This is a genomic window from uncultured Methylobacterium sp. (genome assembly GCF_964244095.1).
GTDB lineage: Bacteria > Pseudomonadota > Alphaproteobacteria > Rhizobiales > Beijerinckiaceae > Methylobacterium.
On record NZ_CAXTHR010000033.1, the window covers coordinates 21,803 to 33,380 of the forward strand.

Genomic DNA, 11,578 nt, shown 5'->3' on the forward strand with positions numbered 1-11,578 from the left:
CGAAAAAGGGCGGCCCGCGCCGCCCTTTCCGGCAACCGCGTGCATCCCGGGGGAATGCGACGCATCAGTGGGCGCCGTGGCCGATGCCGGAGCCCCAGACGTAGATCGCAGCGAACAGGAACAGCCACACCACGTCGACGAAGTGCCAGTACCAGGCGGCGAACTCGAAGCCGAGGTGCTGCTTGACCGTGAACTGGCCCAGATACGCCCGGTACAGGCACACCGCGAGGAAGACCGTGCCGATGAGGACGTGCGCGCCGTGGAAGCCCGTCGCCATGAAGAAGGTCGACGCGTAGATGCTGCCGCTGAACCCGAAATGCGCGTGGGCGTACTCGTAGGCTTGGCAGGCGGAGAACAGGACGCCGAGGATGACCGTGAGCCAGAGGCCGTATTTCAGCCCCTTGCGGTCGTCGTGCAGCAGGGCGTGATGCGCCCAGGTCACCGTGGTGCCCGATGTGAGCAGGATCAGGGTGTTGAGCAGCGGCAGGTGCCAGGGGTCGAACGCCTCGACGCCCTTCGGCGGCCAGACGCCGCCGGTGAAGCCGACGCGGGACGCCTGGATCGGGTCGGCGGTGTAGAGCGCGGCCTCGAAGTAGGCCCAGAACCACGCGACGAAGAACATCACCTCGGAGGCGATGAACATCATCATGCCGTAGCGGTGGTGGAGCTGCACCACGCGGGTGTGGTCGCCGGCATTGGCTTCGTGGACCACGTCCTTCCACCACGCGAACATGGTGTAGAGCACGCCCACCGCGCCCGCGCCGAAGATGTAGGGACCGGGGGTGAGGGTGCCGACCTGGAGGGTCTTCATCCAGAACACGGCGCCGACGGCCATCATGAACGCTGAGAAGGCACCCAGGAGCGGCCAGGGACTCGGGTTCAGGATGTGGAAGTCGTGATTCTTGGCGTGCGCCTCGGCCATCTTACCCGTCTCTCCTCGACCCCGTCGGCCCTGCGCCGTCACCGGCCCGCAATCCTCGTTTGGTCCATCGCCGCCGGGCGACCCCGGCCGCCCGGCCCATCCACACCCTTAGATGACGCGGGCGCGTGTTGTCACGCTTCGCCCGGTCAGAAATTCCGCTTGTTGACCGAAGGCGCCGCCGCCGCCGTCGTCACCGGCTCGCCGTTCTTCGACGCGAAGTAGGTGTAGGACAGCGTCATCTCTGAGAGATGCGCGGTGTTCGAGTCCTTGCGCACGTCCGGATCGACGTAGAACACCACCGGCACGTCCAGGGTCTCGCCCGGCTGCAGCGTCTGCTCCTTGAAGCAGAAGCATTCGATCTTGACGAAGTAGCCGCCCATCAGGCCGGGCTGGACGTTGAAGGTCGCGACGCCGGTGGACGGCGTCGTGCCGCCGTTCCTCACTTGGAAGAACACCGTCCTGGTCTCGCCGAGCCGCGCCTCGACGCTGCGCGACTCCGCCCTGAACGTCCACGGCAGCGTCGACGCGACGTTGGTGTCGAAGTGGACGACCAGGCTGTCGGTGGTCTCGGCCGCGACTGCGAGCGCCGGCCCCTGGCGAGGCGTGCCGTCGTAGCCGGTCGCCTTGCAGAAGGCATCGTAGAGCGGCGCCGACGCGAAGGCGAGGCCGATCATGCCGAGTGCCAAGCCACCGCAAGCGATGGCCGTGCGGAGCACGTTCCGGTTCGGGTTCGGAGAGGCCATCACAGCGGCCGATTCAGGATCTGCGGCCCGAGCTTGACGATCGTCAGCACGAAGAACAGGACCACCATCGCGCCGAGCGCCAGCGCGATGGCAAGCGAACGCTTGCGCCGCCGCGCCTCCTCCTCGGAGGTGAGCGGACGGTGCTCGATCCTCGGGAAACCATGCGGGTCGTAGGCCATCAGGCGAAGACCGGGCGGAACAGGCCGAGGCTCTGCTCGGCGAGCAAGGCCGAGAACAGCACGAACAGGTAAAGGATCGAGAAGCCGAACATGCCCATCGCCGCCCGCTTCTCGGCTTCGCCCTCGCGGTTGCGGAAGACCTGGACGCTGAAGGCGAGCATGCCGAGGCCGCCGAGGATGCCGACCACCGCGTAGAGCAGGCCGGCAAAGCCCAGCATCACCGGCACGAGGCCGAGCGGGGCCAGCAGCACGGTGTAGTAGATGATCTGGCGGCGGGTCGATTGCGGCCCGGCGGTGTTCGGCATCATCGGAATGCCGGCCTTGGCGTATTCCCCGGCCTTCACCAACGCCAGCGCCCAGAAGTGCGGCGGCGTCCAGATGAAGATGATCGCAAACAGCACCAGCGACTCGATGCCGACCGAGCCGGAGACGACGGCCTGCCCGATCACCGGGGGCAGGGCGCCGGCCGCACCGCCGATGACGATGTTCTGCGCCGTCGCGCGCTTCAGCCACATCGAGTAGATCACCGCGTAGAACACGATGGTAAAGGCGAGCAGGCCCGCGGCGAGCCAGTTCGCGGCAAGCCCCAGCACCAGCACCGAGCCGACCGACAGAACGAGGCCGAAGGCCAGGGCTTCGTCGGGCTGGATGCGCCCGTCCGGGATCGGGCGCTTGGCGGTGCGCGTCATGATCGCGTCGATGTCGGCGTCCCACCACATGTTGAGGCAGCCGGACGCCCCGGCGCCGACCGCGATCATCAGCAGCGAGATCACCGCCACCGCCGGCGGTACGTGGCCGTGGGACACGACCATGCCGACCAGCGCGGTGAAGATCACCAGCACCATCACGCGCGGCTTGAGCAGCGCGAAGTAGTCGGGCACGTCGCCGCCGACGACCGGGCCCGGCGCGACGCCGGCGGGCAGGCTGTTCGACAGGGTGGCCATGGATACCGAAACCATTCCGCTTCCAGGCTCGCACCTGAGCGGCACGAGCGTTCCGGCGCGAGACGCGAACCGGAACAGTTCCAAACGACCGGGCGTGGCGTGCCCAAAGAAGGGCCGGAGGCGCACCGCGCCGGCGGCACCACCGCACCGCCCTTGCCGGGTCCCTCGACGATGTCGAGGAACCGGGGAAGGGCGGGGGCCGCCCGGTGCGGCCCCCGCGGAGCGTCGTCTTAGTGGTGGGCCGGCTCGTCGACGATGCGCGGCAGGGTCTCGAACTGGTGGAAGGGCGGCGGCGAGGACAGCGTCCATTCCAGCGTCGTGGCGCCGGGGCCCCACGGGTTGTCCGCGGCCCGCTCCTTCGAGCGGAAGGCCAGGATCACGCCGATCATGAACACCATCATGCCCAGCCCGAAGATGTGGCCGCCGTAGGTCGAGACCTTGTGCCAACCAGCGAACGCCTCCGGATAGTCGGCGTAGCGGCGCGGCATTCCGGCGAGCCCGAGGAAGTGCATCGGGAAGAACAACACGTTCGCGCCGACGAAGGCCAGCCAGAAGTGCAGCTTGCCCGCCCACTCGGGGATGACGTGGCCACTCATCTTCGGGAACCAGTAGTAGATGCCGGCGAAGATGATGAACACGGCGCCGAGCGAGAGCACGTAATGGAAGTGCGCGACGACGTAGTAGGTGTCGTGCAGGTACTTGTCGACGGCCGAGTTCGCGAGCACCACGCCGGTGACGCCGCCGACCGTGAACAGGAAGATGAAGCCCACCGCCCAGTGCATCGCCGCGGTGAAGCGGATCGAGCCGCCCCACATCGTCGCGATCCAGGAGAAGATCTTCACCCCCGTCGGCACCGCGATCACCATGGTCGCGAAGACGAAGTAAGACTGCGTCTGAAGCGAGAGGCCGACCGTGTACATGTGGTGCGCCCACACGACGAAGCCGACAACGCCGATCGCCACCATCGCGTAGGCCATCGCGAGGTAGCCGAAGACGGGCTTCTTCGAGAAGGTGGAGATGATGTGGCTGACGATGCCGAAGGCCGGCAGGATCATGATGTAGACTTCGGGGTGGCCGAAGAACCAGAACAGGTGCTGGTACAGGATCGGATCGCCGCCGCCGGCCGGGTCGAAGAAGGTCGTGCCGAAGTTCCGGTCGGTGAGCAGCATGGTGATCGCGCCGGCGAGCACCGGCAGCGACAGCAGCAGCAGGAAGGCGGTGACCAACTGGGCCCAAGCGAACAGCGGCATCTTGTGCAGCGTCATGCCGGGGGCGCGCATGTTCAGGATCGTGGTGATGAAGTTGATCGCCCCGAGGATCGAGCCGGCGCCCGAGAGGTGCAGGGCGAAGATCGCGAAATCGACCGCCGGGCCGGGATGGCCCGCCGTGGAGAGCGGCGGGTACACGGTCCAGCCCGTGCCGGCACCGGACGCGCCGGGGGCGCCCTCGACGAAAAGCGAGCAGACGAGGCTGCTGAAGCCCGCCACGGTGAGCCAGAACGACACGTTGTTCATGCGCGGGAACGCCATGTCCGGCGCGCCGATCATCAGGGGCACGAACCAGTTGCCGAAGCCGCCGATGAGCGCGGGCATCACCATGAAGAACACCATGATGAGGCCATGGCCGGTGACGAAGACGTTGTAGGTGCCGGGGTTCGAAAAGTATTGCAGTCCGGGCTCCTCCATCTCCATGCGGATGCCGAAGGAGAGGAACGCGCCGATCATGCCCGCGCAGAAGGCGAACAGCAGGTAGAGCGTGCCGATGTCCTTGTGGTTCGTCGACAGGAACCACCGGGCGAAGAAGGAGGGCTTGTGGTCGTGGGCCTCGTGGGCCCCTGCATGCGCTGCGGCGGTTGCCATCTGAGCTGAGCCTTGTGCGTGTCTCTAAATCTTGGTGGATCGGGCTGGCGCCGTGGCGCCGGCCCGGAACGTACCCGTCAGCGGGCGTCGGCGAACTTGGCGCCGTCGTCGGTGCGGGCGAACTTGGTCTTCGCCTCGCCGAGCCACGCGGCGTAGGCTTGGTCGTTCACCACGCGCACGACGATCGGCATGAAGGCGTGGCGCTGGCCGCAGAGTTCCGAGCACTGGCCGTGATAGGTGCCCTCGCGGTCGGCCTTGAACCAGAACTGGTTCAGGCGGCCCGGCACGGCATCGATCTTGAAGCCGAAGGACGGCATCGCCCAGGAGTGAAGGACGTCGGCGGCGGTGACCTGGATCTTCACGATCTTGTTGACCGGGACGACCATCTCGTTGTCGGCCTGGAGAAGCCTGGGCTGCTTGTCCTCGTCGATGTTGGCGTCGAACGCGAAGCCGCCGCCCTGGTCGGCCGGGTACTCGTAGGACCAGTACCACGCGTGGCCGGTGACCTTGATCATCACGTCGGACTTCGGGTCCGACAACTGCACCCGCAGCAGGCGGAAGGACGGGATCGCGATGGCGACCAGGATCAGCACCGGGACGATGGTCCAGGCGACCTCGATCAAGGTGTTGTGCGTGGTCTTGGACGGCACCGGGTTGCGCTTCTCGCTGAAGCGGAAGATGCACCACAAGATCAGGCCGAGCACGAACACGCAGATGCCGAACGACAGCCAGTGGACGTATTGCTCGAAGAGATGGATGTCCCGGGCGTTCTCGGTGACCGGGATCTGGCGGTCCATCTGCCACGGCTCGGGCTGACCGAGGCCGGCCGCGAGCGCCTGGGAGGACGAGACGAGGAGGGTGCCGAGCGCGGCGAGCCCCCAAGTCGAGCGGTGTGTCGTCTGCGCCGTCCGCATGTGCCTCTCGTGGCTCCCCTTGACCATCTCGATCCGCCGACCGTTCACGCCTTGACCGTTCCGCAAAGAGACTGTGATGGTGCCGCCCGGTGTATGGGACGCGCCGGAAACCTTCGGCCCCAGGGTGTCCGGTCGCGGTGTTCAGACCACAAGGGCGATCAAGGCGCAACCGCGCAAGCGTCGCATCGCCCGGTTTCCGGCCGCGCCGCGATGTCGCCGGTGCGGCCGCGCCGGGCCCGGCTGCATCGCCTCGGAAACCGCGTGTCCGGTCCCGTCGCGGCTTCGCCGGCCAAGGGGAAATCCCGGCGCGGCCCGTTCTCCGGTCCGCGCCGCGACCTGCTATGGAATGCCGGATCGAAGGCTCGGCGGGATGCGGATGACGGACGGACGGCGGCAGTGGGTCGAGGCCGGCGACCCTGCGACCTCGACGCGGGTCGCGACGCGGGTGGTGACCTATGCGGGCCCGGCGCCGCGCGTGGATTCCCGCGCGCTGGCCGTCGAGACGCCGGTCAACCTCGTCTACGGCAGCGTGCCCTACGCGGTTATGATGGCGACGCCCGCCGACCTGGAGGATTTCGCCTACGGTTTCAGCCTCACCGAGGGGATCGTCGCCTCGGCCGACGAGATCCGCTCGGCCGTCGTCGAGCCGGGAGAGGGCGGGCTGCGGCTCCTGGTCGATCTCGTGCCCGGTCGCCTGCGCGAGCACCTTGCCCGCAAGCGCGCGATCAGCGGACGCACGGGCTGCGGCGTCTGCGGCATCGAGGACCTCGCCGCCCTGCCGCAGGCCGGGGCCCGGGTCGCGGCGCGCGAGATCCGCGTCGGCGTCGCCGCGGTGGCGCGCGCGCTCGCCGATCTGGGCGAGGCCCAGGCCCTCGGGCGGGAGACGCGGGCGGTCCACGCCGCCGCCTGGGCCCGGCTCGACGGCGGCCTCGTGGCGGTGCGGGAGGATGTCGGCCGGCACAACGCGCTGGACAAGCTGATCGGGACGCTGATCCGCTCGGGCACCGACCCGGCCGACGGCTTCGTGGTGATCACCAGCCGGTGCTCGTTCGAGATGGTCGAGAAGACGGCGCATTTCGGCGCGTCGGTGCTGGTGGCGATCTCGGCGCCGACCTCGCTCGCCATCGACCGGGCGCGGCTGCACGACATGACGCTCTGCGCCATCGCCCGCGCCGACGCGCTGACCGTGTTCTGCGGGGACGCGCGGCTCGTCGTCCCCGAGGGCTGAGCGCGCCGCTACGGGGCGGCCGGCTCCTTCTCGGCCGTCCCCGGCACCACCGTCGCGCCGCCGATGACGCGGACGTTGCGCTTGCCCTCCGGCGGGTCCTTCCACGCGTGCTCGACGGACTTGAGGGGCGCGGCCTCGGCGGGACGAGCCGCCGTGCCGTCCGAAGGCGGCTGGACCGCGGCCGGCGTCGGGCCGGCAGCCGGGAGCGGCACGGGCTTCGGCGGCTCGACCGCGGCGACCGGCGCCTCCGGCTTGTCCGCCGGCTTGGCGGCGTCCACCGGGCGCAGCTTCGGCGCCTCGGGGACGGTGCGCGTCTGCGCCTTCATGTCCGGCGTCCTCGGGTCGGAACCTCCGGTGTCCGGAACCTTGGCCTCCGGAGCCTTGGCGGGGGTTCCGATCCGGGCGACCTTCCGCGGCGGTTCGGTGCGGCCGCGCGCGTCCGGGTTGAGACCTTGCGCGTTCGGACTTGGCAAATCCGGCCCGCCGCCGCCGCCGCGCGAACCGATCGAGCCGTCGGGGCGGACCGGCCCCGTCTCGGGATCGAACTGACGGCGCAGCGGCACGAAGCGGCTCCCGGGCATCGGGATGTCGGCGGGCGGGAGCAGCCGCTCCGGCTGCCGGATCGGACGGCGCGGCAGGTCGTCCTCCTCGGTCCAGCCGTAGCCCGGCGTCGGACGGGCGAGCGCCATCGGCGGCCTGTCGAGGCGCCGGCGGCCGAGGATCGCGCCGTCGGAGGCGTCGACGAACAGCCGCACGTAAGCGCCGTCCGGACCGAGCGCCTCGACGACGTAGGCGCGGCCGTCGAAGCGCGGGCGCCCGATCCCGGTGAAGCCGCGGTCGGCCAGTCGCCATGCGACCGCGCGGGGCGGCATGATCTCGTCGTCGAAGGCGTATTGGGCGCTCGCGCTGCCATTGACGGCCAGCAGCAGGGCGCAGGCCGCGAGGCCGGTGCGGACGGGGCGGGGACGGAGTGGGTGCACGGCTGACCTCCGGGTCGCGTTTGGGTCGCCCGATCTCCTCCGGCGCTCGCCCCGTGCCGGGAAGTGCGCGCCGGGAAGCGGTCGCGTCGGCCGGCCGGTCATCCGGCTCGGCCCGTGCCGAAGGCCCGCGACGCGCGGGGCCTTCGGCCAGTCCGGCAGGGTCGTTGCCCCGCATGCCGCTTGTGCTCGGCGGCCGTACTCAACCTGCGGATTCGGGCACAATTGCGGGACAATCCGGGCGGGATGCGGCGGCGTTCGCCACGATCCGGCCGGCCTCCCGCGGACCGAGCCGTCAACGTGCCGCGCCCGACGCGGCACGAAAACGCCGCCTTCCGCCGCGGCCGCCCCTTGCTGGAATTTTTGAAATCTGCGAATTTGCGGTACTAGGACAGTATGACTGTCCCATTTACGAAGAGGGCCCGAGACAGCCCGCGTTCGTCGACCTGAAGGGTCTTTAAGCACGTGACCATCGCGACGGCGAAACGAGATCAGAGGCCGGCCGCCGCCGCGGCGATCCGGGCCCACGCCGGCTGAGATCTCAGCCGGCGTGGAGCCCGCGGGTTGCGGGCGCTTCCTCCGCCGAGGACCCTCCCGAGACCCGACGAGACACAATGACGGGCTCGGCCTTAGTCGATGGCCGGGCATGAAACATGCTCGCCCGCGGGCACGGACGTTTTCGGGTTGGGTCGGGTTTTCGGGGACATCTGGCATGGCAGCTTCGGGTAACGCGGACCTGGTTCCGGCCGCGCGCGACGGCGCCGCGCCGCTGGTGGTGCGCGATCCGGCACTGCCGGCGGCGCAGGGCGCCTATGATCCCGGCAACGAGCGGGACGGCTGCGGCGTCGGCTTCGTCGCCGACATGCACGACCGGCGCACCCACGCCATCGTCGAGCAGGGCCTGAAGATCCTGGAGAACCTCGACCATCGCGGCGCGGTCGGCGCCGACCCGAAGATGGGTGACGGGTGCGGCATCCTCACGCAGATCCCGCACGCGTTCTTCGCTGAGGAATGCGCGTGCCTCGGCTTCGCGCTGCCGCCGGCCGGCCACTACGCCATCGGCCAGTTCTTCTTGCCGAAGGCGGAGGAGCCGCGGGCGATCATCGAGGATATCGTCCTCAAGGCGCTGGCCGAGGAGGGCCTGCCGCTGCTCGGCTGGCGCGACGTGCCGGTCGATTCCGAGGATCTCGGCAAGGCCGTCAAGGAGACCGAGCCGCATCACCGCCAACTCTTCATCGGCCGCCCGGCCTCCGTGTCCGACGACGACGCGTTCGAGCGGCGCATCTACGTCGCGCGCAAGCTGATCTCCGGCAAGGTCTACGGCCTCAAGGACCCGCGGGTGATGGCGTTCTATCCCGTCTCCGTGTCGAGCCGGACCATCGTCTACAAGGGCATGGTGCTGGTCAATCAGCTCGGGAACTACTTCCTCGATCTGAAGGACCACCGCTTCGTCTCGGCGATCGCGCTGGTGCACCAACGCTTCGCCACCAACACCTTCCCGACGTGGCGCCTGTCGCACCCCTATCGGATGGTGGCGCACAACGGCGAGATCAACACGCTGCGCGGCAACGTCAACTGGATGGCGGCACGCCAGGCCAGCGTCGATTCGGATCTGTTCGGCAACGACATCTCGAAGCTCTGGCCGATCTCCTACGAGGGCCAGTCCGACACCGCCTGCTTCGACAACGCGCTCGAATTCCTCGTCATGGGCGGCTACCCGCTGGCGCATGCGATGATGATGCTCATCCCCGAGGCCTGGGCCGGCAACCCGCTGATGGGCGAGGATCGGCGCTCGTTCTACGAGTATCACGCCGCGCTGATGGAGCCGTGGGACGGCCCGGCCGCCGTCGCCTTCACCGACGGGCGCCAGATCGGCGCGACGCTCGACCGCAACGGTCTGCGGCCTGCCCGCTACATCGTCACCGACGACGGCCTCGTCGTGCTTGCCTCCGAGATCGGCGTGCTGCCGATCCCCGACGAGAAGATCGTCCAGTCCTGGCGCCTGCAGCCGGGCCGGATGCTGCTGATCGACCTCCAGAAGGGCCGCATCGTCGACGACGCGGAGATCAAGGGCGAGCTCGCCGCCGCCCACCCCTACGCCGAGTGGGTGCGCAACACCCAGATCGTGCTGGAGGACCTCAAGCCCGTCACGGCGCGGGAAAGCCGCACCGACGTGGCGCTGCTCGATCGCCAGCAGGCGTTCGGCTACAGCCAGGAGGACCTCAAGCTGCTGATGGCGCCGATGGCCGTCACCGGCCAGGAGGCGGTCGGCTCGATGGGCACCGATACGCCGCTCTCGGCGCTGTCGGACAAGTCGAAGTCGCTCTACACCTACTTCAAGCAGAACTTCGCGCAGGTGACGAACCCGCCGATCGATCCGATCCGCGAGGAGGCCGTGATGAGCCTCGTCTCGTTCATCGGCCCGCGCCCCAACCTCCTCGACCTGGAGGGCGCCTCGCGCCGCAAGCGGCTGGAGGTGCGCCAGCCGATCCTCACCAACGGGGATCTCGAGAAGATCCGCTCGATCGGCCATTTCGAGGACCGCTTCGACACCAAAACGCTCGACATCACCTACCCGGCCTCGACGGGCGCGGCTGCGATGAACGGCGCGCTCGACCGCCTGTGCGACCGCGCCGAGGTGGCGGTGCGCGGCGGCTACAACATCATCGTCCTGTCCGACCGCGCGGTCGGGCCCGACCGCATCCCGATCCCGGCGCTGCTGGCCACGGCGGCCGTGCACAACTACCTGATCCGCAAGGGGCTGCGCACCTCGGTCGGCCTCGTGGTCGAATCCGGCGAGCCGCGGGAGGTGCATCACTTCGCGTGCCTGGCCGGCTACGGGGCGGAGGCGATCAACCCGTATCTCGCCTTCGAGACCTTGATCGCGATGAAGCACGAGTTCCCGCCGGACCTCGTCGAGGACGAGATCGTCACGCGCTACATCAAGTCCATCGACAAGGGCCTGCTCAAGGTGATGTCCAAGATGGGCATCTCGACCTACCAGTCCTATTGCGGCGCGCAGATCTTCGACGCGGTCGGCCTGAACTCGGCCTTCGTCGCGCGCGACTTCTTCGGCACCGCGACGATGGTCGAGGGCGTCGGCATGGCCGAGATCGCCGAGGAGACCGTGCGCCGCCATGCCGACGCGTTCGGCGACGCGCCGATCTATCGCAACGCGCTCGATGTCGGCGGCGAGTACGTCTACCGCCTGCGCGGCGAGGCCCATGCCTGGACCCCCGACACGGTGGCGACCCTCCAGCACGCGGTGCGCCTCGGGGTGCCCGAGCGTTACCGCGAGTTCGCCAAGCTCGTGAACGAGCAGGAGCACCAGCTCAAGACGCTGCGCGGCCTGTTCCGGATCAAGACGGCCGGCGACATCGGACGCGAGCCGGTCGCGCTGGATCAGGTCGAGCCGGCCTCCGAGATCGTCCGCCGCTTCGCCACCGGCGCGATGTCCTACGGCTCGATCTCGAAGGAGGCGCACGAGACGCTCGCCATCGCGCTGAACTCCTTCGGCGGCCGCTCGAACTCGGGCGAGGGCGGCGAGGAGGTCGAGCGCTTCAAGCCGCTGCCGGACGGGCGCTCGCGCCGCTCGGCGATCAAGCAGGTGGCGTCCGGCCGCTTCGGCGTGACCACCGAGTACCTCGTCAACGCCGACATGATGCAGATCAAGGTGGCGCAGGGCGCCAAGCCCGGCGAAGGCGGCCAGTTGCCCGGCCACAAGGTCGACGCCAAGATCGCCAAGGTGCGCTACGCGACGCCCGGCGTCGGCCTGATCTCGCCGCCGCCCCACCACGACATCTACTCGATCG

Annotated in this window: 9 protein-coding genes; 2 read left to right on the forward strand and 7 right to left on the reverse strand. The window is 69.1% G+C overall.

From position 1 onward, the window contains the following. Positions 1-64: 64 nt before the first annotated feature. From ACFE86_RS07705 to coxB, 6 genes are all read right to left on the reverse strand, one after another. Complete coding sequence (locus ACFE86_RS07705; protein WP_375454746.1) at positions 65-922, reverse strand: cytochrome c oxidase subunit 3; 858 nt, start codon at positions 920-922, stop codon at positions 65-67. A gap of 146 nt (positions 923-1,068) precedes the next feature. Continuing rightward, entirely contained in the window at positions 1,069-1,665 is a 597-nt protein-coding gene (locus tag ACFE86_RS07710) for a cytochrome c oxidase assembly protein (protein WP_375454747.1), read from the reverse strand. After that, a complete protein-coding gene (locus ACFE86_RS07715; RefSeq protein WP_375454748.1) occupies positions 1,665-1,844 on the reverse strand; it encodes a hypothetical protein in 180 nt (59 codons plus the stop codon). Before ACFE86_RS07715 ends, ACFE86_RS07710 begins: the two co-directional genes overlap by 1 nt. Further along, the gene (locus ACFE86_RS07720; RefSeq protein ID WP_375454749.1) at positions 1,844-2,788 is read right to left on the reverse strand and encodes a heme o synthase; all 945 of its coding nucleotides are present in this window, start codon (positions 2,786-2,788) and stop codon (positions 1,844-1,846) included. Before ACFE86_RS07720 ends, ACFE86_RS07715 begins: the two co-directional genes overlap by 1 nt. A 230-nt stretch (positions 2,789-3,018) precedes the next feature. Then, positions 3,019-4,647: a cytochrome c oxidase subunit I gene (gene ctaD / locus ACFE86_RS07725; RefSeq protein WP_375454750.1), complete on the reverse strand. Its 1,629-nt coding sequence runs from the start codon at positions 4,645-4,647 to the stop codon at positions 3,019-3,021. Between the two features lie 77 nt (positions 4,648-4,724). Further along, a complete protein-coding gene (gene coxB / locus ACFE86_RS07730) occupies positions 4,725-5,561 on the reverse strand; it encodes a cytochrome c oxidase subunit II (protein WP_375454751.1) in 837 nt (278 codons plus the stop codon). Positions 5,562-5,937: 376 nt separating this feature from the next. On the opposite strand from coxB, the gene fdhD reads away from it, so the two are divergent. After that, complete coding sequence (gene fdhD / locus ACFE86_RS07735; RefSeq protein WP_375454752.1) at positions 5,938-6,789, forward strand: formate dehydrogenase accessory sulfurtransferase FdhD; 852 nt, start codon at positions 5,938-5,940, stop codon at positions 6,787-6,789. Positions 6,790-6,797: 8 nt separating this feature from the next. On the opposite strand, the gene ACFE86_RS07740 is transcribed toward fdhD, so the two are convergent. Then, the gene (locus ACFE86_RS07740) at positions 6,798-7,769 is read right to left on the reverse strand and encodes a hypothetical protein (protein ID WP_375454753.1); all 972 of its coding nucleotides are present in this window, start codon (positions 7,767-7,769) and stop codon (positions 6,798-6,800) included. Positions 7,770-8,478: 709 nt separating this feature from the next. Here ACFE86_RS07740 and gltB point away from each other — a divergent pair. Continuing rightward, positions 8,479-11,578: glutamate synthase large subunit (gltB, locus tag ACFE86_RS07745; RefSeq protein ID WP_375454754.1), on the forward strand; the 3,100-nt coding region annotated here is incomplete at its 3' end.

What these genes read in the sequence shown, in the direction of transcription:
- ACFE86_RS07705 (WP_375454746.1), bottom strand. Translation starts at nt 922, where the DNA reads ATGGCCGAGGCGCACGCCAAGAATCACGACTTCCACATCCTGAACCCG.
- ACFE86_RS07710 (WP_375454747.1), bottom strand. Translation starts at nt 1,665, where the DNA reads ATGGCCTCTCCGAACCCGAACCGGAACGTGCTCCGCACGGCCATCGCT.
- ACFE86_RS07715 (WP_375454748.1), bottom strand. Translation starts at nt 1,844, where the DNA reads ATGGCCTACGACCCGCATGGTTTCCCGAGGATCGAGCACCGTCCGCTC.
- ACFE86_RS07720 (WP_375454749.1), bottom strand. Translation starts at nt 2,788, where the DNA reads ATGGCCACCCTGTCGAACAGCCTGCCCGCCGGCGTCGCGCCGGGCCCG.
- ctaD (WP_375454750.1), bottom strand. Translation starts at nt 4,647, where the DNA reads ATGGCAACCGCCGCAGCGCATGCAGGGGCCCACGAGGCCCACGACCAC.
- coxB (WP_375454751.1), bottom strand. Translation starts at nt 5,561, where the DNA reads ATGCGGACGGCGCAGACGACACACCGCTCGACTTGGGGGCTCGCCGCG.
- fdhD (WP_375454752.1), top strand. Translation starts at nt 5,938, where the DNA reads ATGACGGACGGACGGCGGCAGTGGGTCGAGGCCGGCGACCCTGCGACC.